Here is a 24,484-nt window from a genome sequence, read left to right on the forward strand (position 1 = left end):
GGGCTTCTCACGGAGCGCGTTACCCTTGGCCCATGCTTCCGATGCTCGTCCGCCGCCGCCACGTGGACTACGTGCGCGTCACGAGCATGGGTTGTCGGCGCGTCTCCGCCTGACAGCCCCCTGTATCTCCCTTTTCTCCTTCCTTTTCCGGCACCCGGGGGCCGCTCGTACCCCTCGGCGGCCACCCGTGCCCCGTACACCCGCGGACGCACCATGACCACGCACACAGCGACGTCGTACGACCAGCTTCCGATCATCGACCTGTCGGCCGCCGACCGCGGCCCGCAGGCCCGCGCCCTGCTCCACGCCCAGCTGCACAGCGCCGCCCACGACGTCGGCTTCTTCCAGCTCGTCGGGCACGGCGTGACCCGGGCCGAGACGGACGCGCTGCTCACCGCCATGCGCGCCTTCTTCGCCCTCCCCGAGGCCGACCGGCTCGCCCTCGACAACGTCAACTCGCCGCATTTCAGGGGCTACACCCGTACCGGTGACGAGCGCACCGGAGGCGCCCGCGACTGGCGCGACCAGCTCGACATCGGCGCCGAACGCCCCGCCCGGGTCCCCGGCCCCGGCGAGCCCCCGTACTGGTGGCTCCAGGGCCCCAACCAGTGGCCCGCCGCCCTGCCCGGGCTGCGCACCGCCGCCCTCGCCTGGATCGACCGGCTCGGCGCGGTCGCCCACCGTCTGCTGCGCGAGCTGTTGACCGCCATCGGCGCCCCGGCCGGCTTCTACGACCCGCTCTTCGGCGAGCACGCCCACCCGCACCTCAAGCTCGTCCGCTACCCCGGCAGCGCGGCCGACGGCGCCGACCAGGGCGTCGGCGCCCACAAGGACTACGGCTTCCTCACCCTGCTCCTCCAGGACACGGTCGGCGGCCTCCAGGTCCAGCGCGAGGACGGCCGCTTCCACGACGTACCGCCTCTTCCGGGCGCCTTCGTCGTCAACCTCGGCGAACTGCTGGAGGTGGCGACCAACGGCTATCTGCTGGCCACCAACCACCGCGTCGTCAGCCCGCCCGGCGCCACCGAGCGCTACTCGGTGCCGTTCTTCTACAACCCCCGCCTGGACGCGCGGATCGCCCCCCTGCCGTTCCCGTACGCCGCCGAGGCCCCCGGCGTCACCACCGACCCGGCGAACCCCCTGTACGCCGAGTACGGCCACAACGAACTCAAGGGAAAGCTGAGGGCCCACCCGCTGGTGGCGGAGCGGCACCACGGGAACCTGCTGACGCCCGCCTGACCGGGTGCCCGGGGCACGGGGCCGCGGCTCAGTGGGCGATGGCCCCGAAGCCCTCGATGTCCCGGGGACTGCGCGGTCCCGGTCCCACGTACCGCGCCGACGGCCGCACCAGCCGCCCGGTCCGCTTCTGCTCCAGGATGTGCGCGGACCAGCCCGCGGTGCGGGCGCACGTGAACATGGACGTGAACATGTGCGCCGGCACCTCGGCGAAGTCCAGCACGATCGCGGCCCAGAACTCCACGTTCGTGGCCAGCACCCGGTCCGGCCGCCGGTTGTGCAGCTCCTCCAGCGCGGCCTTCTCCAGCGCCTCGGCCACCTCGAACCGCGGCGCGCCCAGCTCCCGCGCGGTGCGCCGCAGCACCCGGGCCCGCGGGTCCTCGGCCCGGTACACCCGGTGCCCGAAGCCCATCAGCCGCTCGCCGCGGTCCAGGGCCCCCTTGACGTACGCCTCCGCGTCACCCGTGCGCTCGATCTCCTCGATCATCCCGAGCACGCGGGAGGGCGCGCCGCCGTGCAGCGGCCCGGACATCGCGCCCACCGCGCCCGACAGCGCGGCGGCGACGTCGGCGCCCGTGGAGGCGATGACCCGGGCGGTGAAGGTGGAGGCGTTCATGCCGTGTTCGGCGGCGGACGTCCAGTAGGCGTCCACGGCCGCGACATGCCGGGGGTCCGGCTCGCCGCGCCAGCGGATCATGAACCGCTCGACCACCGAGTGAGCCTTGTCGATCTCCCGCTGCGGCACCATCGGCAGTCCTTGGCCGCGCGCGGACTGGGCGACGTAGGACAGGGCCATGACCGCGGCCCGGGCGAGGTCCTCGCGGGCCCGCCGCTCGTCGATGTCGAGCAGCGGCCGCAGTCCCCACACGGGGGCGAGCATGGCGAGCGCGGACTGCACGTCCACCCGGATGTCACCGGAGTGCACCGGGATCGGGAACGGTTCGGCGGGCGGCAGGCCGGGGTTGAAGGCACCGTCGACCAGCAGCCCCCACACGTTGCCGAACGAGACGTGACCGACCAGGTCCTCGATGTCGACGCCCCGGTAGCGCAGGGCGCCGCCCTCCTTGTCCGGTTCGGCGATCTCCGTCTCGAACGCGACGACTCCTTCGAGCCCGGGTACGAAATCGGACATCAGGCGGCTCCTCGTGAAGTGCGGACGGTGGTCACCCCGGTGATGCCCCGATGCGCCGGCGGTCACCCGTGGTGAAACCCACCGCAAAGGGAGCAGCACGATAACGCCCGGTGCCAGGGTTGGGGAGACCACACGACACCCCGTGCCATACCCGTTCTATACGGCAAGATGACCGCGTGACCGATCGCGACCCGCTTCCGGACCCCGTTCTCGACCCCGCTGCCATGCGCAAGCAGTACCGGGCGGACGGTCTCGCCGAGGAGGACCTCGCCACCCATCCGATGGACCAGTTCGCCCGCTGGTTCGAGGACGCCGCCCGGGCGGCCCTGCACGGCACGCTCTACGAGCCCAACGCCATGGTCGTCTCCACGGTGGACGCGGCCGGCCGCCCCAGCTCCCGCACGGTCCTGATGAAGCAGTACGACAGCGAGGGCTTCGTCTTCTACACCAACTACGGCTCCCGCAAGGCGCTCGACCTCGCCGGCAACCCGCACGTCGCGCTGCTCTTCCCCTGGCACCCGCTGGCCCGCCAGGTCATCGTCACCGGCACGGCCCGGCGCACCGGCCGCGACGAGACCGCGGCCTACTTCCGCACCCGCCCGCACGGCTCCCAGCTGGGCGCCTGGGCCAGCACCCAGTCCGCGGTGATCGGCGCCCGCTCCGAACTCGACACGGCCTACGCCGCGCTGGAGGCCCGCTATCCGGAGGGCGAACAGGTCCCGGTGCCGCCGCACTGGGGCGGTTTCCGGGTCACTCCCGAGACGGTCGAGTTCTGGCAGGGCCGTGCCAACCGCCTCCACGACCGCCTGCGCTACGCCGCCCGGCCGGACGGCACCTGGACGGTGGAACGCCTCGGCCCCTGACCCGGGCCCGCGGGCCCGCGGAAAGGCGCGGGACGGCCACGGAAAACGCAGACGACCCGCGGGCTGGGTTCCTCCAGGAGGAGCCGGCCGGACGTACCGGCAGCCCGCGGGTCGGGTGACTGCTTGGGATTGGGCCGGGTGCACGTATCACTCGCGTGCTGGTCCGGCACCGCACATGCTGTGGTGTCGGGCCGCTAGCCCGCAGCCACCTCACGCGTCCGGTTCTCATACATCTGCCGAACCACCTCCCTTCTCGTGTACCGACAGCCTAGGAAGCGGCCGGGCCGCACTCAACTGTTTTTTCTTGCGGGAACAGGGTGTGGGCTGGGTCACGTTCCAGTTGAATGAAGGCGAGTGAGGGAACCGGGCGCCGTGTGAACAGGCGCGGACGCAGTCTCCAGGGGGTCGAGGTGAGTGCTTCGCGGCGGAGTGGGGCCACGGACGAGCTGGGGCCGGACGAGCCCGGTGAGCCGGGCTCCGATCTGCTGGCCGCACTGCTCGACGGGATGGACGCGGCCTTGTGCGCGTTCGACGCGGACGGGGTCGTCACGCACTGGAACCGGGAGGCCGAGCGGATCCTCGGCTGGACGGCCGCCGAGGCCGTCGGACGGCACGGGTTCGCCGGATGGGCGGTGCGCAGCGCCGACGCCGAGGACGTGCAGGTCCGGCTGATGTCGGCGATGCACGCGCCGGGCCGCCAGGTGCACGAGTTCGCGTTGGTCACCAAGGACGGCGGGCGGGTGCTGGTGCGCACCCAGTCGGCCGCCGTGCGCGGGCCCGACGGGAAACCGGCGGGGGTGTACTGCGCGTTCAGCGAGGTGCACGCGCAGATCGACCTGGAGCGGTCCATCGCGCTCAGCGAGGCCCTGTTCGAGGACGCCGCCTGGGGTGTCGTCCTCGTCGACGCCGATCTGCGGCCCGCCGTGGTCAACGCCTACGCGGCGCGGGCGCTGGGCGTCGGACGGACCTCGGCGCTGGGCCGGCCGCTCGGCGAACTGCTCACGCAGGGCGCGCAGGAGCTGGAGGCCGCGCTGACGCACGTCCTGGCCGAGGGCGCGCCGCCCGCGCCCGCCGAGATGTGGGTGGTCGTGCGCACTGCCGACGGCGAGCGGCGGCGCTGCTGGCGCAACGGATTCCTGCGGCTGGCCTCGCCGCTCGCCGAGGAGCCGGTGCCGCTCGGTGTCGGCTGGCTGTTCCAGGACGTCACCGAGGCCAGGCAGGACCAGCAGGAGGCGGCCCTGCTGCGGTTCCGGTCGAACCAGCTGCACCGCGCGGCCCGGGCCGCCGCCGAGTGCGAGGACCCGGCGGAGGCGATCACCGTCCATCTGGACTTCGCCCTCGCCGGGTTCGCCGACCACGCCCTGATCGACCGGCTGGCGGACGGCCCGCACACGGAGGGCGAGGGCGAGGGCGCCGCGGAGCCGGTCCGGCTGGTCCGGCTCGCGGCCACGCCCGCCGGCGCGCCGGGGCCGAGCCTGCTGACGGGCGAGGCCGGGCTGCCCGTGCGCTATCCGGAGGGACACCCGGCGCGGCAGTGCGTGCGGCGGTCCGGGACGGTGCGCGCGGAGGCCGGTGAGCTGCCGGCCGAGCGGGCGCGGGAGTGGGCGCTGGAGCGGCAGTGGCCCGGCGACGCGGTGCACGCGCTGTGCGCGGTGCTGCGCAGCCGCGGACGGACGCTGGGCGTGGTGACCTTCCTTCGCGGCGCCGGCCGCTCGCGGTTCGAGCGGGCGGACATCGCTTACGCCGAGGACGTCGCCGTGCGGATCGCGGCGGCCTTGGACCTGGCGGGGGCCGCGCGGGAGCGGTAGGCGCGCGGGGCGTGGTCAGTTGCGGTAGAAGATCCGGTCGCCGTACCGCGTCATGACCCGGCCGTTCCACTCGTGTCCGCCGTCGACGTTGCCGGAGCGCAGCAGCGGCGGTTCGATGCCGCGGTCGGCGAGCGCGGCGGCGGTGGTCGCCATGACGGCCTGGAGCAGGGCGGTGGTGACGACCGTGGAGGCGGGGGCGAAGGGCGCCGGGATGGTGTCCAGGGTGAGTTCCGCGTCCCCTACGGCGATCTTGGAGTCCAGGACGATGTCGCAGTGGTCCTTCAGGAAGGTGCCGGAAGAGTGCCGGGACGTGGTCTCGGCCGCGTACGCCACCGAGGTCACGCCGATGACCTTCAGGCCGCGGGCCCGGGCGCCCAGGGCCATCTCCACGGGCAGGGCGTTGCGGCCGGAGAGGGAGACGATCACCAGGGCGTCCCCGGCGCGGAGCGGAGAGGTGTCCAGGACGGCACCGGCCAGGCCGTCGACCCGTTCGAGGGCGGAGCCGAGGGTGGCCGGGGTGACGTCGACGCCTACGACGCCGGGGACGGCGAGCAGGTTCATCAGGGCCAGGCCGCCCGCGCGGTAGACGACGTCCTGGGCGGCCAGCGAGGAGTGGCCGGCGCCGAACGCGAACAGGCGACCGCCGGCCGCGACGGTGTCGGCGAGCAGGGCGCCGGCCGCGGTGATCGTGTCGGTCTCCTCGTCGCGGACCCGTTGGAGCAGGCCGATGGCGGCGTCGAAGAACAGGTCGGCAGGCGTGCCGTCGCTCATGCGGTGCCCCTTCGCAGCGTCTGTGTCGCGGATCACGGTGCGGTCTGGACCAGCGCGGTGTCAATACGGCCGGGGCACCTTGTGGCCGGCTCCGGGACCGTACCGCCCGGCGCGCGCGTGGCCGGCTTCCCGCGTCCGTCTCGGGCGCCCGTCCCGGCCGAGCCGCGCCTTCGCCCCGGCAACCGTCCGTACCCTCTTCGTGACGCCCCTGTTTCCCTGGTGCCGCACGCTTGTCAGCGGCATCCGGCAGAATTGATGTACAGGGGGGCCGCGCACGCGCCGGGCTGCCGGCAGAGGTAATCGAGGGGCACGTATGTCCGGACTGATCGACACCACGGAGATGTATCTCCGCACCATCCTCGAGCTCGAAGAGGAAGGCGTCGTCCCCATGCGCGCCCGCATCGCGGAGCGGCTGGACCAGAGCGGGCCGACGGTGAGCCAGACGGTGGCGCGCATGGAGCGCGACGGTCTGGTGTCCGTGGCCAGCGACCGGCACCTGGAGCTCACGGACGAGGGGCGCCGGCTGGCGACGCGCGTGATGCGCAAGCACCGCCTGGCCGAGTGCCTGCTCGTCGACGTGATCGGGCTGGAGTGGGAGCAGGTGCACGCGGAGGCGTGCCGCTGGGAGCACGTGATGAGCGAGGCCGTGGAGCGGCGGGTGCTGGAGCTGCTGCGGCACCCCACCGAGTCGCCGTACGGCAACCCCATCCCGGGCCTGGAGGAGCTGGGGGAGAAGGACGGCGCGGACCCGTTCCTGGACGAGGGGATGGTCTCGCTGGCCGACCTGGACGCCGGGACGGACGGCAAGACGGTCGTCGTCCGCCGGATCGGTGAGCCGATCCAGACGGACGCGCAGCTGATGTACACCCTGCGCCGGGCGGGCGTGCAGCCCGGCTCGGTGGTGAGCGTGACGGAGTCGCCCGGCGGTGTGCTGGTGGGCAGCGGCGGCGAGGCGGCCGAGCTGGAAGCGGACGTCGCCTCCCACGTGTTCGTGGCCAAGCGCTGAGGCGGGGACGAGACGGGCAGGGGCCCCGGCGCCGTACGGCGCCGGGGCCTCGTCCTCCCCTGTGCTGACCCGGAGCCCCGAGCTCTCAGGGTCATCCCCTCGGACCGGCTTTTCCCCGAGCGGTCCGCCTCCTGACAGAAAGATCCCCTCACATCCGGCGATCATTCATCACGCGATGTCACTCAAATGAGGGGTGTTGTCCGTGAAAACGGATTTTTCGACCGTTTGTTCGACAAATAGAGGGCGGACCGGCTAGCGATCCCGTCCGCACGCGTAGGCCAGCGCCGGGATCAGCTCCTCCACGTCCGGCAGCCAGCGGTTCGCCGGGGTCGGCCGGCGGACCCACTGCACGGCGCCCCGGGATCCGAACCGGGTGGGCGGCGCCGCCACGTATTCGCCCTCGCCGAGCGCCACCAGGTCCAGCGACGGCAGCGACCAGCCCAGCTTCCGCACCAGCTGCGCCACCTTCGCCGACGCGCCGGGCAGTACGAAGAACTGCATCCGCCGGTCCGGGGTCAGCGCGACCGGCCCGAGCGTCAGCCGCATCCGCTCCATCCGGGCGAGCGCGAGGAACCCGGCGCTCTCCGGTACGGCCAGCGCCTCGAACGTCCGGCCCGTCGGCAGCAGGATCGACGCCGTCGGCTGCCGCTGCCACATCCGGCGCGCGACGGTCGCACTGCCGGTCGCCTGGGCCGCCCAGTCGGGGCGCGCGGGGTGCGCACCCGGCGCAGGGCAGGCGGCTTCACCACAAGAGCAGCGCTGCGTGCCGCCGGCGGTTTCCAGCCAGGTGCCCGGCACCACGTCCCAGTGCCGCTCCCCGGCGTAGCGCACGGCGGTCTCCAGCAGCGATGTCCCGCGCTGCTGCGGAATCCGGCCTGCCGTCTGCGTGTCCTGGGCGCCCGCGATCGTCTCTTCCACGCCCCACTCAACTCCCGCACCCACCGGGAGTTACGGCTCCGGGCGCGCGCGGGGAGGAGCATCGTTTCGGCGGTCGGGGCGCATGGAGGCACGGTCGGGGGCGCGCGCGAGGAAGCGGGGCGTGGGCGGGGTAGCCAGGGAGTGGGCCGACGTCCTCCCTCACTTCCGGCAAACCGCATATGTCGCGCATTGACGGTATGTCTACTGGGCAGTGATCGTCCCGTCCGGGTCGACCGGGACGGAGCCCAGGGCTCCGCAGGGTCGCACCACACCGTCCAGGAGACCGCAACGCAGGGGGTAAGCACATGGCCGCAAGGCCTCTCGTGGCGAGGCAGCCGAACGAACGGCTGCAGGCACTCATCCAGGAAGCGGGGTGCTCGAACGCCGGGCTGGCCCGGCGGGTCAACATGTGCGGTGCCGAGCACGGCCTCGACCTGCGCTACGACAAGACGTCCGTGGCCCGCTGGCTGCGCGGCCAGCAGCCACGGGGCCGGGCCCCGGCGATCATCGCCGAGGCGCTCGGGCGCAAGCTCGGCCGTACGGTCACGATCGACGAGATCGGCATGGCCAACGGCAAGAACCTCGCCTCGGGGGTCGGCCTCCAGTTCTCGCCGACGGTACTGGGAGCCATCGAGCAGGTCTGCGAGCTGTGGCGCAGCGACGTGGGGCGCCGGGACTTCCTGTCCGGCTCCTCCGTCGCCGCCTCCGCGCTGGTCGAGCCCAGCCGGGACTGGCTGATCTCGGCGCCGGACACCCAGGTGGCCCGGCAGGCCGGCCCGCGCGTGGGCCAGTCCGACGTGGCCGCCGTACGGTCCATGACCCAGGCGCTGGTGGACCTCGACCACCAGTACGGCAGCGGGCACGTCCGCCCGGTCGTCGTGCACTACCTCAACAGCGTGGTGTCCGGGCTGCTCGCGGGCTCCTACCGGGAGGCGGTCGGCCGCGATCTCTTCGCCGCCGTCGCCCGGCTGACCGAACTGGCCGGGTACATGGCCGTCGACACCGGCCAGCCGGGCCTGGCCCAGCGGTACTACATCCAGTCGCTGCGCCTCGCCCAGGCCGCCGGTGACCGCGGATACGGCGGGTACGTCCTGGCCGCCTCCATGAGCCACCTCGCCGCGCAGCTCGGAAACCCGCGCGAGATCGCCCAGTTGGCGCGGGCGGCGCAGGAAGGCGCGCGCGGGCACGTCACCCCGCGCGCGGAGGCGATGTTCCACGCCGCCGAGGCGCGCGGGCACGCCCTGCTCGGCGACGTGCGCGCGGCACAGGCGGCCGGCGGGCGGGCGGTGGCGGCGCTGGACCGCGCGGACGACGCCGACGGCGACGACCCGGTGTGGATCGCGCACTTCGACCAGGCCTATCTGGCCGACGAGTTGGCGCACTGCCACCGCGACCTCGGGCAGCCCGAGCAGGCGGCACACTACGCCGAGCAGGCGCTTTCCGGCCATCCGGACTCCCGGGCCCGCCGCCGCGCCATCGGCTACGTGCTGCTCGCCACGGCCCAGGTGCAGCAGCGCGAGGTCGAACAGGCCTGCAACACCGGCCTGAAAGCGGTGGAGTTGCTGGAGACGCTGCGCTCCAACCGGGGCGCCGAGTATCTGGACGACCTCCAGCAGCGCCTGGAGCCGTTCCGGGAGGAGGCGGTGGTACGGGAGTTCGGGGCGCGCCTCGAACTCCAGCAGGCCGCCTGAACACCGGCCCCGCGCGTCCACCGCGTCGCGGGGCGGTGTCGTCGTCGCCGTCACAGCAAGGAAGATCACGCCCTGAGCTGCGTGGCACCTGCCTCGGGGGACCCGGTAGCGTGTGCCGACGATTCACAAGGTCCCCCATTAGTAGGAGTCCCGGTGACGCAGAGTGGACAGGGCGAGGAGCCGTCGGCGCGGCCCGCGCGCGAAGGCATCGTGCTGCCCTCCGACGGAGGCGAGCCCCTGCTGCCGGGCACGACCGCGCCGCCCGAGCCGGCCGGCGGCCAGGCCTGGGACGGCTCCCGGGGGCAGGACCAGGGCTGGCCTCCGGCGGCGGCACCGCAGTGGACCGGCTCCGGGCAGTCCCCGTCCGCGGGCCCCGGCCCGCTGCCGCCGGAGGGCGCGCCGGCCCCGTCGTACGGCGGCCGGGCACCCGGATACGGCGACTCCTACGCCGGCCGGCCCGGCCCCGATGCCCACGGCACGCCCCAGCAGCCCGCCTACGGCGCGCCCGGCCCGTACCAGCAGCCCCAGCAGCCGTACCAGGGACAGCAGGACCCGCAGGCGTACCAGGGTCAGCAGAGTCAGCAGGCGTACCAGGGACAGCAGCAGTACCAAGGGCAGCAGCAGTACCAAGGGCAGCAGCCGTATCCGGCGGCGCCCGCCGCGCCGCTGCCGCCCGCCGCGGGCGCCCCGCTGCCGCCGCCGGCCGACGCCGCGACGCAGTACCTCCCGCCGGTTCCCGCCCAGGGTGGCGACGAGGGCGCCACGCAGTACATCCCGCCCGTGCAGGCCGCGCCGGCCGACGGCGCCACGCAGTACATCCCGCCGGTCGCCGCCGGGCCCGCCGGCCCCGGCGCGGCCACCCAGTACATCCCGCCGGTGGCCGCGAGCGCGCTGCCGCCGGAGTCGGGCGCCGAGGAGACCCGCTACCTCGGCCGGACGCCCCGGCAGCCGGGGCCCGCGCCCTCCGACGCGGAGGCCACGCAGTACATCCCGCCCTACGCCGCCGAGACCCAGATCCAGGCGCAGGTGCCGGGCGCGGACCGGCAGCCGCCCGCCGAGTTCGACAACCTCTTCCGCGGCGGTCCCGCGGGCGGCGACGGCCCGGCCGGCTCCACCCAGCAGCTCCCGCGCGTCGACCAGCCGGACGCCTACCCCGCGCACGAGCCCGCGCCGTACCGCCCGGCGCGGCCGTCGTACGACGACGGTGCGGACGAGGGCGGCGGGCGGCGCGGCGGCCGGTCGCGGGTGCCGCTGATCGCCGCGGCCGCCGTGGGCCTGATCGTGGTGGGCGTGGGCGCCGGCGCGCTGCTCAGCGCCGGTGGCGGAGGCACGGACGGGGACACGGGCGGGGACGACAAGCCGGCCGCGGCCGCGTCCGCGACCACCTCGCCATCCGCCTCGCCCACCGTCGACCCCGCCCGGCAGCAGGCGGTCGAGCTGGACAAGCTGCTCGCGGACAGCGGCAGCAGCCGGGCGGCGGTGATCCAGGCGGTCGCCGACGTCCGTAAGTGCGACAACCTCGGCCAGGCCGCGGCCGATCTGCGCGACGCGGCCCGGCAGCGTGGTGAGCTGGTGACCCGGCTGAACAAGCTGCCCACGGACAAACTGCACGCCCAGGGCCAGCTCAGGGACGCGCTGACGCGGGCCTGGCAGGCGTCCGCCGCGGCCGACAACCACTACGCGGCCTGGGCCGACCAGGCCAAGGGGCGCAAGGGCTGCCACAAGGGACAGGCCCGCTCCACCGGCGAGACCCTGGCGGGCAACCGGGAGAGCAAGACCGCGACCGAGCAGAAGGGCAAGGCCGCGCCGCTGTGGAACGCGATCGCCCGGCAGTACGGCCTGACCCAGCGCCAGCCCACCCAGCTGTGAGCCCCGTGACGGGCCCCGGTGCCGGGGCCCGTCACGCCACGTCGGCCCGCTCCAGCACCGAGGTCATGTCGGCGACCCCGTTCCTGTCGCCGATGCGCTGCCCGGCCGCGACCAGCCGGCCGTTGCGGACCACCTGGAGGGTGACGTCGGCGTTGACCAGCCGCGGGAAGCCGACCGCGGCCAGCCTGCCCGCGTAGGGCCAGCTCAGGGTCGGGGTCAGGCCGCCGGTGGAGACGCGCAGACCGTCGTTGAGGGTGCGCCGCACGGTGTCGGCGCTCACCTCGCCGTCGCCGATCTTCTCCAGGACGGCCCGGAGCACGGTGTAGGCGATCCACGTGGTCTGCACCCCGGCGTCGGCGGGGTCGATGCGGTCGTCGTCGAAGGCGGCCTCGCTGATCACCTTCTTCATCGGGCCCCAGCGCCGATCGGAGACGGCCGGGTACCAGCCGGTGATGTACGCCCCCTCGTACGGCCCCGACGCCCCGCCCGTGGCGTTGATCACCCTCTGGTCGACGCTGCCGAGCACGGTCGCCGTGCGCACGTCCGGGTGGCTCGCGCGGGCCCGCCGGAAGGAGTCCATGAAGGTGTCCGTGCGGTCGCCGAGCGCGGGCACCACACAGCCCTCGCGGGCCGGATCCCCGGTCGCGTGGCGCAGCGCACGCTCGGCCTGGTCGCCGTACTCGGTGGCGTCCTCGGCGGCGAGCTGGTCACCGGCGTCCGCGTGCCCGCCGGCCTTCAGGCCCGCGTCCAGCAGGACGGGCAGCTGGTCGCCGGCGATGCTGTCGGGGCGGACCAGGGCGACGTTGCCGCAGCCCGCCGCGAGGGCCCGGCCGAGACCGGCCAGCAGGGCGGGCTGGCCGCCGTTGACCGGGTAGGACATGGAGCCGGTGAACTCGTCGTTGGTGACGCCGTAGCCGCCGATGTAAGGGATGCCGGCGCCCTCCAGCGGAGCGAGGTAGGAGTCGCCGAACTGGCTGTAGGAGCCGACCACCGCGACCGCGTTCTCGGCCGCGGCCCGTTTCGCGCACCGCGCCGCGCCCACGCTGTCGTTGTGGTCGTTGCAGGTCAGCACCTTCAGCTCGCGGCCGTCGATGCCGCCGTGCGAGTTGACCCATTTCGCGTAGGCGAGGGCCATCGCGGGCATGCCGGGCTTGTTGGTCGCGTCGGTGTCCTGCGGGGCCCAGGTCATCACCGTGACGGGCTCGTCCCCGGAGCCCCCCGTGGCACCGGGGACGAGCCCGCATGCGGCGGTGAACGACGCGCAGAGGGCAACGGCGCCCGTGGCGAGGGCGGTGGCCCGGACGGGGCGGGAGAGGCGGGAAGAGGCGGAAAGGGTGGTGCGAGTGCGTCGCCTGCCGGTCATGCACCCGCACGATTCCCTCACACCGCTAACCCGTGAGTGACCCACGGTCGACGGAAGGTGACACCGAGGTGAATTACGGGGGCCGCTGGGCCGGGGGCGGCGCGGAACGTACGATCGGTGACCGTGCAAGGTTCGGAGAACTCTTCCCGTCGTGGCCGCCGCTCCTCCACCATGGGCGGCATGCCCTTGAACGACATGCCGTGGTGGCGGTGGCGCAGCAATGTGCGCTCGGCGCTGCACATGCTCTCCGACCCGGTGTTCCAGCGCGAGGTCTGGCTGGCCGGCACCGACGGCTACGGCGACGTCACGGACGCCGTGTACCGGCTGGTGGAGGACACCTGGCTGGACAACTGGTCGGCGGAGAAGTACGTCGGCACCATATTCCGGGACTCGCAGGAGGCGGCGCTCGTCGACACCGCCGTGCTGCGGGTGCTGCGGATCATGCACGAGGTCGGCCCGGACGCGCCGGTCGCCGCGTATCTGGACCACGCCTCCTGGCCGGACGCGGTGCGGGCGGCGCGGGACGCGCACGTGCGGATGTCGGTGAGCGACGGCGAGGACCCGGACACGGCGCCGAAGAGCCTGGAGGTCCTGCGCATCCTGACGCGTTCCGCTTAGCGGACGGCGGCCCGCGCGGAGCGGCCGGTGTGGGACCCTGTAGGGCATGACCGATCAGTCCGCTTCCGCCGCCGCCCCGGCCGACCAGTACGTCCTGACGCTTTCCTGCCCGGACAAGCAGGGCATCGTGCACGCCGTGTCCAGTTATCTGTTCATGACCGGCTGCAACATCGAGGACAGTCAGCAGTTCGGCGACCGCGACACGGGACTGTTCTTCATGCGCGTCCACTTCTCGGCCGAGGCGCCGGTGACGGTGGAGAAGCTGCGGGCGAGCTTCGCCGCGGTCGGCGACTCCTTCCACATGGACTGGCAGATCCACCGGGCCGACCAGAAGATGCGCATCCTGCTCATGGTCAGCAAGTTCGGGCACTGCCTGAACGACCTGCTGTTCCGGGCGCGGACCGGCGCGCTCCCGGTGGAGATCGTCGGCGTGGTGTCGAATCACACCGATTTCGAAGAGCTGGTGGGTTCGTACAACATTCCCTTCCACCACATCCCGGTCACCAAGGACACCAAGTCCGAGGCCGAGGCGAAGCTGCTGGAGCTGGTGCGCGAGGAGGGGGTCGAACTGGTCGTGCTGGCCCGCTACATGCAGGTCCTCTCGGACGACCTGTGCAAGCAGCTCAGCGGCCGGATCATCAACATCCACCACTCGTTCCTGCCGAGCTTCAAGGGCGCGAAGCCGTACCACCAGGCGCACGCGCGGGGCGTGAAGCTGATCGGCGCGACGGCGCACTACGTCACCGCGGACCTGGACGAGGGGCCGATCATCGAGCAGGAGGTCGAGCGGGTCGGGCACGGTGTGACGCCGGACCAGCTGGTGGCCATCGGCCGCGACGTGGAGTGCCAGGCGCTGGCACGGGCCGTCAAGTGGCACGCCGAGCGGCGCATCCTGCTCAACGGCCGCCGGACCGTGGTGTTCGGCTGACCCGGGCGTCCCGGGCGGCCCTCACGGCTGCTCGGGCACGGTGAAGTAGCGGGCGAAGGCGGGCACGACGTCCCGCTCGTCGATCCTTCCGTCGCCGTCGGTGTCGAGCGCGGCGGCTGCCGTCTCGGCGGGCCCGGCCGGCACGCGCAGGGCGCGCAGGACGCGGGCGGCGTCGGGGACGGTGATCAGGCCGTCGGCGTCCGTGTCGGCCACCGCCAGGGCCGCGTGCAGGAAGGGCCGGGCGATCTCGGCGAAGCGGTCGGGGGTGTCGCGCAGCCGCTTGACCGCGCCGGTGACGAACTCCTGGCGCGTGATGCGCTGGTCGCCGTCCCGGTCGGCGATGCCGGCCATGCCCTGCCAGAACGCCTCCGCGCCGGCGTACAGCGCCTGGCCCGCGGCGGAGCGGGCGGGCACGGCGAACTCGGCGAGCAGTGCCTTGGCCGCCGCGTTGAAGTCCTCGCGGTCGATGTAGCCGTTGCCGTCCTGGTCGAAGCCGGCGAACCGGGCGGCGATCCGGCGTTCGTACTCGGTGCTGACCATGTGGGGGGCCGCCTTACGTCGTGTCGTGCATGCCGTGCATGGGGGGTCCGCGGGACCGTGCGGGTCCGGGGGCCTGGCTGGCAGCGTACGGCGCGGGTGGCCGTCGGATGGCGGAAAACCGACGACTGTGCCAAGACCGGGGGAATTGCGCGGCAACGCCGTGGCGCCGCCGGGACGTTGCCGCGTCCGGCGGGCGTTCAGGCGGAGAGCGGTCCCGCCTCGTCGGTGGTCGCGGAGTCGAGGTCGGGGTGGACGTCGAAGAGCCGGCGGACGCCGAGCGCGCCGAGCACCCGGTTGACGTGTGAGCCGTCGACGGCGCCCCGGTCCGGCAGGATCAGCCGCAGCCGGCCCTGGCAGGAGCGGATCAGCCGGCGGGCGGCGATGAGGACACCGACCCCGCTGGAGTCGCAGAAGAAGACGTCGGAGAGGTCCACGACGAGGCTGTGGTGGCCCTCGGCGACGGCGTCGTGCACGTGCTGGCGCAGCACCGGCGAGGTCATCAGGTCCAGTTCCCCGGACACCCGGAGCACGGCCCACTGGCCCTGTTCGACGCCGGTCACCTTGAATGCCACGGCCCTGCTCCTCCGCTCGCCGGATGTCCCGGAACCGCCCGGAAACGGAAGCAGTTCCTACGTTTCCTGTCGCGCGGCTGCCCAGCGGCCGTTCCCTGAAACGTGAGGCCGCAAACGGCAGATGATCGCTGAGGGGCTTGTTTCGGTCATCAACGATCGCATTCGATCAAGGGGGTGCGAGCCCTGCGTGAAGGTTGTGTGAAGGGGGCACTATCACGAGAAGGGGCTTCAAGGGCGCACATTGGCACAAAGAAGCGTGCGCTGTCAGAGGGCCCGACTACATTCGAGGGGGCAGGGCCGCCCGGCCCGGTGGCCGGACACGGTGAGGGGAGGGGACCGCGTGGGCAGGAACGACCTGTCGCCCCGGTGGGACCGCAAGATGCAGCAGCGGCTCGCCCGCGGCGAGGCGGCGGCCCTCGGCGAGATGTACGACCGGTTCGCCTCCCTCGTGCACCACCTTGCCCACCGCGTCCTGGACGACGAGCGGTCCGCCGACGCCGTGACCCGCGAGGTCTTCGCCCGCGTCTGGGAGCACCCCGAGAGTTACGACCCCCGGCAGGGCCCGCTGCGCTCCTGGCTCGCCGAGGTCACCCAGCGGGTCGCGGTGCAACGGCTGCGGGACCGTGCGGAACGGGAGCGGCCGCGGCGTGAGGAACTGGAGAGCACGGTCCGCCGCGCCTCGGTCGCCGCCCGCGCCGACTACATCGTCCACTCCATGCCCGCCCCGCTGCGCGCCGCCCTGGACCTCGCCTACAACCAGCGCCGCGACTACCGCCAGACCGCGACCGAACTCGGGGTCACCGAGGACGAGGCCCGCCGCCGGCTCCGCCTCGGCCTCCAGCTCCTGGCCAGCGCCCACGACGCCGCCACCCCGCCGGGATACCGGGGCGCGGTGTGAACGGCCCGGAACGCTCCGAGGGGCCGCACGGACACGGCGCCGCCGGCGGCCGCCGGGACGGCTCAGAGCCCGGGGAGCACGGGGACGGCGGCACCGGAGGTCACCGCGGACCGGACGGCTCCGGTGGTCGTTTCGGGCCGCCGGACGGGACCGCCCGGAGCGCCGGACACTCCGGGGCCGTGCCCGGTCCGCGGATACCCACGCCCCGGACCTCCCTGGAGGACAGCGGCCTTGCCCTGCCCGGCCTCGCCGACCTGGGAGACCTCGCACCCGTGCCGCCGCCCGACCTGTCGCACGACGTCCTGAGGTCACTGCTCGGCGCCTGGGCGCTGGCCGCCTGCTCGGCGGCGGAGGCGGCGGCCGTGGAGGACCACCTGGGCGGCTGCGGCTCCTGCGCCGACGAGGCCCGCCGGCTGAGCGAGGCGGTCGGCCTGCTGCACCAGCCGGAGAGCCTGGACCTGGACCCCGGCCTGCGCACCCGCGTCCTGGAGAGCTGTCTGCGGCGCCGGCCGCCGCGCATCCCGGTGCCCGACTGGGCCGCGCCGTACGACGCCGAGACCGCCCGGCTGGACGCGCTGCTCCAGGACTTCGGGAAGGCGGAGTGGGAAGCACGGGTGGAACTGCGCTGGTTCGAGAACGACACCGCGACGAGCCGTCGTACGACCGTCGCCGGAGTGCTGGCGCACCTGCTCGCGGTGGACGGGCTGATCGCCGCCGCGCTCGGGCTCGCGGACCCGCTGGCCGGGCTCCGCGGCACGGCGGACCGGGGCGCTGCGGGACCGGCCGGCCGCACGGAGGCGTACTGGCGGACCGCGCACCCGGCGGCCACGCGCTCGGTGCGCGGGCCCTGGCGGGAGCAGAGCCACGCCCTGGTGCGCACGGTGTCCTTCACCGGCAGCCACACCGGCAAACTCCCGGTTTCCTACGGCGACTTCACGCTGCCGCTGCACGACGCGATGCTGGACCGCGCCTTCGAGTGCTGGGTGCACGCCGAGGACATCGCCAAGGCGGTGCACTATCCGTACCCGGTGCCGGTGCCCCGGCATCTGCACCGGATGATCGACCTCGCGGCCCGCGTGCTGCCGACGGTGCTCGCCGAGCGCCGCCGCGCGGGCCTGTCCGAGCCGGGCCGCAGCACCCCGCACCTGGTGCCGGCCGGCGCGCCCGGCCGCAGCCTGCGGCTGGAGATCGAGGGCGACGCCGGAGGCGAGTGGCTGATCCCGCTGGACTCGCCGGCGGCCCGGGGCTCCGCGGAACTGGAGGTGGCCCACGTGGTGCTCGACGGCGTCGAGTTCTGCCAGCTCGCCGCCGGCCATGTGTCACCGGAGGAGGCCGCGGCGGGCCAGGACGGCGACCGCCGCGCCATCCGCGACGTGCTCTACGCGGCGGCGAGCCTCAGCCGGATGTGAACCGTCCGGCCGAGGCGACCGGACTCAGAAACGGCTGCCGGGGCCCGGCAGGCCCCCGGACCCCGGCAGGGGCAGCGGGAGCAGGCTGCCGCGCCCGGCCGCTTCCGGCGCGGCCTTGCAGGTGATGTCCTTCGACGGCAGCTTGCCGGTGGTCAGATACGCCGTGGCCGTCTTGTCGGCGCACGACTTGGTGCCGTACACGCCGTGCCCGACACCGCCGGTGACCGTGACCATCTTCGCGCCCTTCATGGCGCGGCGCAGACCCTGGCCGCTGGTCAGCGGCGTCTGCGGGTCCCACTCGTTCTGCAGGATCAGCGCGCGGACGGTGTTGTCCACCTTGGTGGTGCGCTCGCCGGCGGTCTTCCAGAAGGCGCACGGCTTGATGGAGGAGCCGAAGTCGCCGTACAGCGGGTACTTCCTCTTGTCCCGGATCGCGTCGGCGCGGTACTGCTCCGGGTCGCGCGGCCAGTCGCGCTGGTCGGCGCACAGGACGGACCAGAAGGCGGCGTCGCCGTTGTCCTCGGGCGTGGCGCGGGCGAACGACGGCGGGACGGGCGCGGGCGTCCTGAGCCCCGGGCCGGCCGGCCTGCCCGCGGCGGCCTTCTTCAGCGAGACGATCCACTCGGCGCCGTCCCGCACGCTGAAGAACGTGGCGCGGCTGAAGGCGCGGATGTCGTCCCCGGTCATCCGCGTGCCGTCGAGGTCGATGGGCTTGCGGTCGGCCTGGGCGACCAGGTCGTAGAAGGCCTTGCGGACCGCCTCGGGCGTCGCGCCCAGCCGGTAGGCGGAGTGGTGGCGGGCGGTCCACTCGGTCCAGCGGGTGAAGGCCGGCTCGGCGCCCTCCGCCCAGACCTGGATCATGCCGCGCCAGACGCGGGCCGGGTCGACGGCGCTGTCCAGCACGAACCGGTCGGTGCGCCCGGGGAACATCTGCGTGTAGACGGCGCCGAGGTAGGTGCCGTACGAGTACCCGAGGTAGGAGATCTTCTTCTCGCCGAGCACGGCGCGGATCACGTCCATGTCCCGGGCGGTGTTGCGGGTGGAGATGTGCCGGAGCTTGCCGCCCTGCCGGGCCTGGCACTTCTCGGCGACGGTCCGGGCCCACGCCACGTCCTTGGCGAACGTCGCCGCCTTGTAGGGGCGTTGCCAGTTCTGTTCCTTGTCGGTCAGGCCGCAGCCGACGGGCGAGCTGGCGCCGACGCCCCGCGGGTCGAAGCCGACGAGGTCGTAGGCGTTCTTCACGGACTTGGGCAGCTCGCCGCCCAGGAACAGGGGCATGTCGAGGCCGCTGCCGCCCGGGCCGCCGGGGTTGAGCAGCAGCACGCCCCGGTGGTCCTTCGCGGTGCTCGTCCGCCACCTGGATATCGCGAGGTCGAGCTTCTTGCCGCCCGGGCGGCTGTAGTCGAGCGGCACCTTGACCGTGGCGCACCGGAAGGCGGCGGGCGTGTCCGGGGCGCAGCGATGCCACGCCGGCTTCTGCGTGAGGTAGCGGCCGAGCGGGTCGGTCGTGGCGGCGGTCGTGGCGGAGGCCGTGGCCGGGAGGAGCACGGGAACCATGACGGCGGCGGCACCGGCCGCCAGCAGGGAGGCGGTTCTACTGCTTCGCACGGGTGGAGGTCCTTGGGTCGGTGGACAAGGGACCCAGTCACCTTTTCGCGCGCGCGAGCCGGACGAATCCTCCCTGGCGGCGGGGTTTCTGACGCCTCGGTCGGATAACAAGGACCGGCGAATGGTCCCGGAGTAGGACAACCGCGACCCGCTTGCCGCCGTCTTGCTCGGAAGGGTGGAAAACGTTCCCGCGGCCGGTACTTCGGCACCTCGCGCGGAGTGGCGTCGCGCGGCGGCACCGTCACCGGCGAAGCCTTGGCCCATGATGTTACGGATCGTGGCGGTCTCTGGTTACGGAGTGTCGGCAACCGAGTGTGCCGCCGCCCGGACCCGTCACGGCCCGCGGTCACTTGGCCGCTCGGGTACCGTAGGCGGGACGGTACGGGACCGCGCGCACGGGCCGGACCGGCGCGGCCCCGCAGGCGCACCGGGCCGCGCCGCGTCAGCCGCTGCTCGCACGGTGGTTGGGGATTGCGCTCAGGGTTTGTTCGACTCGGAGTCAAGAGCGTCGCACAGTATCCCTCACACGTACTCCTTCACGCGGGAATATGCCCGAAGCGCTTGTTGGCGTGACTGTCAGTCAACCATGCTGTGCGGTAAGGGAGTCACAGTCCGTGACTCCCGGCTCTGGTCGTTGTCCTGGCCATGCAGAAAATGGCTACGATCGTGGCCCTCGTCGTGATCGCCGCCGTGGCGGACGCCGTGGCGCGTGGACGGCGTGGGGTCATGTGTCCGCCGGTTCGGATGGTGTGAGCGGTGCAGGTGCTTCGAGTGCAGCTGGAGATCCGGCCCGACCCCGCGGAGGTGGGGCGGGCCAGGCGGTGGGCCCGCTCGCGGCTCGCCGGGTCGGGGATAACGGCCGAGGAGCCGCTGGCCGAGACGCTGATCCTGCTCGTCTCCGAACTGGTGACCAACGCCGTGGTGCACACGGGCCGGCCGGCCGTGCTGCGGCTCTGCCTGCCGTGCGCGGCGGCCGGGGGCGGCGCGGCGGACCCGGTGCGGGTGGAGGTCGCCGACTCCAGCAACCGGGCGCCCCAGCCCCGGTGCGCCGACGACGACGCCACCGGCGGGCGGGGCCTGGCCCTCGTGGAGTGTCTCGCCGACCGCTGGGGCTGGAGCCCCGAGGGCGCCGGCAAGAGCATCTGGTGCGAGCTGGACCGGTGTTCACCGCCGCGCCAGGGCGCGGCGCTGGCGTACGGCGGCGGACTGCCCGCGTACGAGGGGCGCGCCTTCGAAGCGGTGTAGCCGCCCGGCCGCCGTTCCCGCGACCGTTCCGCGCGCACCGGTGCCGCCGGTCACAGGACCGCCACCGGTGCCACCGGCGTGCCCGCCGCACCGGCGAGCGGCTCGGGCCCCGCCGACAGCCGGAACGCGCACCCGCCGCTCTCTCCACAGGCTGTGGACAACTTTCCGGGATTCCGGTCCCGGACCCGCGGCATGCCCTCTCCACCGGACGCAGGGCGTACACCGGCGGTCCCGGCGACGGACAGCCGTACCCGTGCCCGTCGGCCGCCGGATCCTCCGATCAGCCAGAGGCGCCGATGCCGGTGCCGCCGTGCGGCTCGGCGCCGCCGGTGCGGAAGGTGCGCCGGTAGGCGGTGGGGGTGACGCCCAGCGCGGCCTGCAGGTGCTGGCGCATCGACTGGGCCGTGCCGAAGCCGGACTCCCGGGCCACCTGGTCCATCGACAGCTCGGTGGATTCCAGCAGTTGACGGGCCCGCTCCACGCGCTGCCGGGTGAGCCACTGCCCGGGGCTGAGGCCGGCCTCCTCGCGGAAGCGGCGGGTGAAGGTGCGCACCGACATCGCCTCCCGCGCGGCCATGTCCCGCAGCTGGATCGGCTCGTGCAGCCGGCCGAGCGCCCAGGCGCGGGCGGTCGCCGTCGTCGCGAGCTGGGGATCGGGCACCGGGCGCTGGACGTACTGGGCCTGGCCGCCGTCCCGGTGGGGCGGTACGACCGTGATCCGGGCGACCTCGTTGGCGACCGCCGTGCCGAAGTCGCGGCGGACCAGGTGCAGGCACAGGTCGATCCCGGCGGCCACTCCGGCCGAGGTCAGCACGTCGCCGTCGTCGATGAACAGCACGTTGGCGTCCACCTCGACCTCGGGGAACATCCGCTGGAACCGCTCGGCGTCGGCCCAGTGCGTGGTGGCCCGGCGGCCGTCCAGGCGGCCGGCGGCGGCGAGGACGTAGGCACCGGTGCAGATGGAGGCGAGCCGGGTGCCGGGGCGTACATGGGAGAGAGCGGCGGCGAGTTCGTCGGTGAGCCGGCCCTCCTCGTAGACCGGGCCCAGTTCGTACGAGGCCGGGATGATCACCGTGTCGGCGGTGGCCAGTGCCTGCGGGCCGTGCGGGACGTGGACGGAGAAGTCGGCGTCCGTCCGGACCGGGCCGGGCGGACGGACGGAGCAGGTCGCGACCTCGTACAGGGACCGGCCGTGCGCGTCCCGGGGCCGGCCGAAGATCCGGTGCGGAATGCCCAGTTCGAAGGGCAGCAGACCGTCCATGGCGAGAACGGCGACCCGGTGCGGCCGGAACTCCCCTTCGTACGGCATGGCCCGATCCTAGCGAATGCTGTCCTTCGGGCCACTCGATGGGGCGGGTGTGAAAATCGGAGGCTCGTGACGTGACTCAGACAACCCAAGCCGCCGCCCCCGTCCAGGCCCCGCCCGTCCGGCGCCGCCGTGTGCACCGCGCCTGGTTCGTCGCCGCCGTCACGTTCGTCACCATCACCGGCGCGGCGGCCTTCCGTTCGCTGCCCGGCCTGCTCATCGACCCGCTCCACCAGGAGTTCGGCTGGTCGCGCGGCACGATCGGCGCGGCCGTCTCCGTCAACCTGGCCCTGTACGGGCTGACCGCGCCCTTCGCCGCCGCTCTCATGGACCGCTTCGGCATCCGGCGGGTGGTCGCCGCCGCGCTCACCGTGATCGCGCTCGGCTCGGGCCTGACCGTGTGGATGACGGCACCTTGGCAACTGCTGCTGTGCTGGGGCCTGCTGGTCGGGCTGGGCACCGGCTCCATGGCGCTGGCGTTCGCCGCGACGGTCACCAACCGCTGGTTCGCCGCGCGGCGCGGACTGGTCAGCGGCATCCTCACCGCGGCCTCCGCCTCCGGCCAGCTGGTCTTCCTGCCGCTGCTGTCCTGGATGGTGGAGGACCACGGCTGGCGGCCCGCCGCGGTCACGGTGACGCTGACCGCGCTCGCCGTGGTCCCGCTGGTCTGGCTGCTGCTGCGCGACCACCCGGCCGACGTGGGCGACAAGCCGTACGGCGCCGCGGAGTTCGTGCCCAAGCCGCCGCCGGTCACCGGTGCCGCGCGCCGCACGCTCGCCGTGCTGTCCGGCTCCGCGCGCACCGGCACCTTCTGGCTGCTCGCCGGCACCTTCGCGATATGCGGCGCCTCCACCAACGGCCTGGTGCAGACCCACTTCGTGCCCGCCGAGCACGATCACGGCATGCCCGTGACGACGGCGGCCTCGCTGCTCGCGGTCATCGGCGTGTTCGACGTCGCGGGCACGATCGCCTCCGGCTGGTTCACCGACCGGTTCGAGCCGCGCCGCCTGCTCGCCGTCTACTACGCCCTGCGCGGGCTGTCCCTGCTCTTCCTGCCGATGCTGCTCGGCCCCGCCGTGAAGCCCTCGATGATCTTCTTCATCGTCTTCTACGGACTGGACTGGGTGGCCACCGTCCCGCCCACCCTCGCCCTGTGCCGCGAGCGGTTCGGCGAGGACAGCGCCATCGTCTTCGGCTGGGTGCTCGCCGCCCACCAGATCGGCGCGGCCGTCGTCGCCTACCTCGGCGGCGTCGCCCGGGACGTCTTCGGCTCCTACGACCTGCTCTGGTACGCCTCCGGCACGCTGTGCGCGGCGGCGGCCCTGATGTCCCTGGTCATCCGCCGCACCGCCCCGGCCAGGCGATGACCCGGGCCCGGCGGGAGGTGCACGCGGGCCCGCCAGGGCCCAAGGAGTGGCCCGGCGGGTCAAAGTCGCGGGGCCGGCCGTTCCGTCCGTTTCGCGACCGCCTTCGCGATCCGTCCCGCGTCGATCGCCAGCTCCCGCAGCATTCCGCTGATCGGATTGGTGAACCCGATGAAGTACAGGCCGGGCGCGCGGGAGGAGGTGCGGCCGCCGTGCACCACCGGCCGGCCGCGCCCGTCCAGCACTCCCAGATGCCCGACCAGACCCTCCAGCGCGCGGACGTACCCGGTGGCCGCGATCACCGCGTTCGGCGCGATCCGGCCGCCGTCGGCGAGGACCACCTTGCCGTCCTCGAACGCCTCCACGGCGGCCACGACCTCCACCCGGCCCCGGCGGACGGCGTCGACCAGGCCGACGTCCTGCACCGGGATCGCGCCCTGCCGCACTCTGCTGTACAGGCCGGTGTCCGGGCGCGGCAGCCCGTGCGCGGACAGGTCGGGAGTGCTCAGCCGGCCCACCGGCCCCGCGAGCCGGTCCACCAGCCACACCGGCAGCCGCCGGACGAGGACGCCGGTGTACTGCGCGGGCCAGCCGAGGGTGGAGCGGCGCAGGATGTGCGGCGGCGTGCGCACCGCGAGGCGCACCCGCGCGGCCCCGCCCTCCACCAGGTCCACGGCGATCTCCGCGCCCGTGTTGCCGACGCCGACGACGAGCACGTCCCGGCCCCGGTACGGCCCGGCGTCGCGGTAGCCGCAGGCGTGCAGCAGCTCGCCGCCGTACTCCTGCCGGCCCGGCCAGTCGGGCAGCCGCGGGGTGTGGTTGTAGCCGGTGGCGACGACCACCGCGCTGCCGGTCAGCTCCCGGCCCCCGGAGGCGCGCAGCAGCCACCCGGTGCCGTCCGCGGCCGGTTCGACGCGGTGCACCTCCACCCCGGTGACGATCTCCAGGTCGTGGTGCTCGGCGTACTTCTCCAGGTACCGCACCACGTTGTCCCGCGACACCCAGCGCCCGAACCTGCGGGGCATGGGCAGGCCGGGCAGCGCGGACAGCCGCCGGGTGGTGTGCAGCCGCAGCCGGTCGTAGTAGCCGCGCCAGGAGGCGCCGACCCCGTCGGCCTTCTCCAGGACCACCGCCCGCACGCCCCGCTCCCGCAGCGCGTGGGCGACGGCCAGGCCGCCCGGTCCGGCGCCGATCACATAGACCGGAGGGTCGGCGGGGGCCGGCGGGCGGCGGACATCGGCGGGGCGGGAGGCGGCCATGAGCGGGAGCGTAATCACCCACCCGCTTGATGGGTCTCGGTCAAGACCGGAATTGGTTGCGGATTGATCACGGGTGTACG

General features: G+C 73.7%; 21 protein-coding genes. 12 read left to right on the forward strand and 9 right to left on the reverse strand.

Features of this window, described 5'->3' with window-relative positions:
• The first annotated feature begins 213 nt into the window (after window positions 1–213).
• Window positions 214–1,239: an isopenicillin N synthase family dioxygenase gene (locus SCK26_RS21050; protein WP_318202854.1), complete on the forward strand. Its 1,026-nt coding sequence runs from the start codon at window positions 214–216 to the stop codon at window positions 1,237–1,239.
• Between the two features lie 28 nt (window positions 1,240–1,267).
• Here the strand turns inward: SCK26_RS21050 and SCK26_RS21055 are convergent, their stop codons facing one another.
• Window positions 1,268–2,368, reverse strand: a complete 1,101-nt coding sequence (locus tag SCK26_RS21055; protein WP_318202855.1) for a citrate synthase 2 — start codon at window positions 2,366–2,368, stop codon at window positions 1,268–1,270.
• A gap of 176 nt (window positions 2,369–2,544) precedes the next feature.
• On the opposite strand from SCK26_RS21055, the gene pdxH reads away from it, so the two are divergent.
• Together pdxH and SCK26_RS21065 are read left to right on the forward strand one after the other, a co-directional pair.
• Window positions 2,545–3,231 carry a pyridoxamine 5'-phosphate oxidase gene (gene pdxH / locus SCK26_RS21060; RefSeq protein ID WP_318202856.1) on the forward strand — a complete coding sequence of 229 codons (687 nt, stop codon included), beginning with the start codon at window positions 2,545–2,547 and terminating at the stop codon, window positions 3,229–3,231.
• A 410-nt stretch (window positions 3,232–3,641) separates the two neighbouring features.
• The gene (locus SCK26_RS21065) at window positions 3,642–5,039 is read left to right on the forward strand and encodes a PAS domain-containing protein (protein ID WP_318202857.1); all 1,398 of its coding nucleotides are present in this window, start codon (window positions 3,642–3,644) and stop codon (window positions 5,037–5,039) included.
• Window positions 5,040–5,054: 15 nt separating this feature from the next.
• Here SCK26_RS21065 and SCK26_RS21070 read toward each other — a convergent pair whose 3' ends face one another.
• On the reverse strand, window positions 5,055–5,810 hold the full coding sequence (locus SCK26_RS21070) for an SIS domain-containing protein (RefSeq protein ID WP_318202858.1): 756 nt from the start codon (window positions 5,808–5,810) through the stop codon (window positions 5,055–5,057).
• A 313-nt stretch (window positions 5,811–6,123) separates the two neighbouring features.
• Between SCK26_RS21070 and SCK26_RS21075 the strand changes: the two genes are divergently transcribed.
• Entirely contained in the window at window positions 6,124–6,816 is a 693-nt protein-coding gene (locus SCK26_RS21075; RefSeq protein WP_318202859.1) for a metal-dependent transcriptional regulator, read from the forward strand.
• Window positions 6,817–7,068: 252 nt separating this feature from the next.
• On the opposite strand, the gene SCK26_RS21080 is transcribed toward SCK26_RS21075, so the two are convergent.
• Entirely contained in the window at window positions 7,069–7,734 is a 666-nt protein-coding gene (locus SCK26_RS21080; protein WP_318202860.1) for a bifunctional DNA primase/polymerase, read from the reverse strand.
• A gap of 305 nt (window positions 7,735–8,039) precedes the next feature.
• Here SCK26_RS21080 and SCK26_RS21085 point away from each other — a divergent pair, with 305 nt between their 5' ends.
• A complete protein-coding gene (locus tag SCK26_RS21085; protein WP_318202861.1) occupies window positions 8,040–9,425 on the forward strand; it encodes a transcriptional regulator in 1,386 nt (461 codons plus the stop codon).
• 153 nt (window positions 9,426–9,578) lie between these two features.
• Entirely contained in the window at window positions 9,579–11,294 is a 1,716-nt protein-coding gene (locus SCK26_RS21090) for a hypothetical protein (protein ID WP_318202862.1), read from the forward strand.
• Between the two features lie 31 nt (window positions 11,295–11,325).
• Here SCK26_RS21090 and SCK26_RS21095 read toward each other — a convergent pair whose 3' ends face one another.
• Complete coding sequence (locus SCK26_RS21095; RefSeq protein WP_318202863.1) at window positions 11,326–12,657, reverse strand: ABC transporter substrate-binding protein; 1,332 nt, start codon at window positions 12,655–12,657, stop codon at window positions 11,326–11,328.
• Window positions 12,658–12,774: 117 nt separating this feature from the next.
• Here SCK26_RS21095 and SCK26_RS21100 point away from each other — a divergent pair, with 117 nt between their 5' ends.
• The gene (locus SCK26_RS21100; RefSeq protein ID WP_318202864.1) at window positions 12,775–13,275 is read left to right on the forward strand and encodes an SCO4402 family protein; all 501 of its coding nucleotides are present in this window, start codon (window positions 12,775–12,777) and stop codon (window positions 13,273–13,275) included.
• Between the two features lie 46 nt (window positions 13,276–13,321).
• On the forward strand, window positions 13,322–14,203 hold the full coding sequence (purU, locus tag SCK26_RS21105; RefSeq protein ID WP_318202865.1) for a formyltetrahydrofolate deformylase: 882 nt from the start codon (window positions 13,322–13,324) through the stop codon (window positions 14,201–14,203).
• 21 nt (window positions 14,204–14,224) lie between these two features.
• On the opposite strand, the gene SCK26_RS21110 is transcribed toward purU, so the two are convergent.
• Window positions 14,225–14,743, reverse strand: coding sequence for an EF-hand domain-containing protein (locus SCK26_RS21110; protein WP_318202866.1), 519 nt, complete (start codon window positions 14,741–14,743; stop codon window positions 14,225–14,227).
• Window positions 14,744–14,940: 197 nt separating this feature from the next.
• A complete protein-coding gene (locus SCK26_RS21115; protein ID WP_318202867.1) occupies window positions 14,941–15,315 on the reverse strand; it encodes an STAS domain-containing protein in 375 nt (124 codons plus the stop codon).
• 379 nt (window positions 15,316–15,694) lie between these two features.
• Here SCK26_RS21115 and SCK26_RS21120 point away from each other — a divergent pair, with 379 nt between their 5' ends.
• Window positions 15,695–16,213: a sigma-70 family RNA polymerase sigma factor gene (locus SCK26_RS21120; RefSeq protein ID WP_397951260.1), complete on the forward strand. Its 519-nt coding sequence runs from the start codon at window positions 15,695–15,697 to the stop codon at window positions 16,211–16,213.
• Complete coding sequence (locus tag SCK26_RS21125) at window positions 16,210–17,622, forward strand: zf-HC2 domain-containing protein (protein ID WP_412080768.1); 1,413 nt, start codon at window positions 16,210–16,212, stop codon at window positions 17,620–17,622. Before SCK26_RS21120 ends, SCK26_RS21125 begins: the two co-directional genes overlap by 4 nt.
• Before the next feature lie 24 nt (window positions 17,623–17,646).
• Here SCK26_RS21125 and SCK26_RS21130 read toward each other — a convergent pair whose 3' ends face one another.
• Complete coding sequence (locus SCK26_RS21130) at window positions 17,647–19,230, reverse strand: alpha/beta hydrolase (RefSeq protein WP_318202870.1); 1,584 nt, start codon at window positions 19,228–19,230, stop codon at window positions 17,647–17,649.
• 771 nt (window positions 19,231–20,001) lie between these two features.
• Here SCK26_RS21130 and SCK26_RS21135 point away from each other — a divergent pair.
• Window positions 20,002–20,475: an ATP-binding protein gene (locus SCK26_RS21135; RefSeq protein WP_318206061.1), complete on the forward strand. Its 474-nt coding sequence runs from the start codon at window positions 20,002–20,004 to the stop codon at window positions 20,473–20,475.
• Window positions 20,476–20,755: 280 nt separating this feature from the next.
• On the opposite strand, the gene SCK26_RS21140 is transcribed toward SCK26_RS21135, so the two are convergent.
• Window positions 20,756–21,784, reverse strand: a complete 1,029-nt coding sequence (locus tag SCK26_RS21140) for a GlxA family transcriptional regulator (RefSeq protein ID WP_318202871.1) — start codon at window positions 21,782–21,784, stop codon at window positions 20,756–20,758.
• Between the two features lie 71 nt (window positions 21,785–21,855).
• Between SCK26_RS21140 and SCK26_RS21145 the strand changes: the two genes are divergently transcribed.
• A complete protein-coding gene (locus tag SCK26_RS21145) occupies window positions 21,856–23,148 on the forward strand; it encodes an MFS transporter (protein WP_318202872.1) in 1,293 nt (430 codons plus the stop codon).
• Window positions 23,149–23,207: 59 nt separating this feature from the next.
• Here the strand turns inward: SCK26_RS21145 and SCK26_RS21150 are convergent, their stop codons facing one another.
• Entirely contained in the window at window positions 23,208–24,404 is a 1,197-nt protein-coding gene (locus SCK26_RS21150; protein WP_318202873.1) for an NAD(P)/FAD-dependent oxidoreductase, read from the reverse strand.
• Window positions 24,405–24,484 lie beyond the last annotated feature (80 nt).

It is taken from the genome of Streptomyces sp. SCL15-4 (genome assembly GCF_033366695.1).
Taxonomy (GTDB): Bacteria; Actinomycetota; Actinomycetes; order Streptomycetales; family Streptomycetaceae; genus Streptomyces.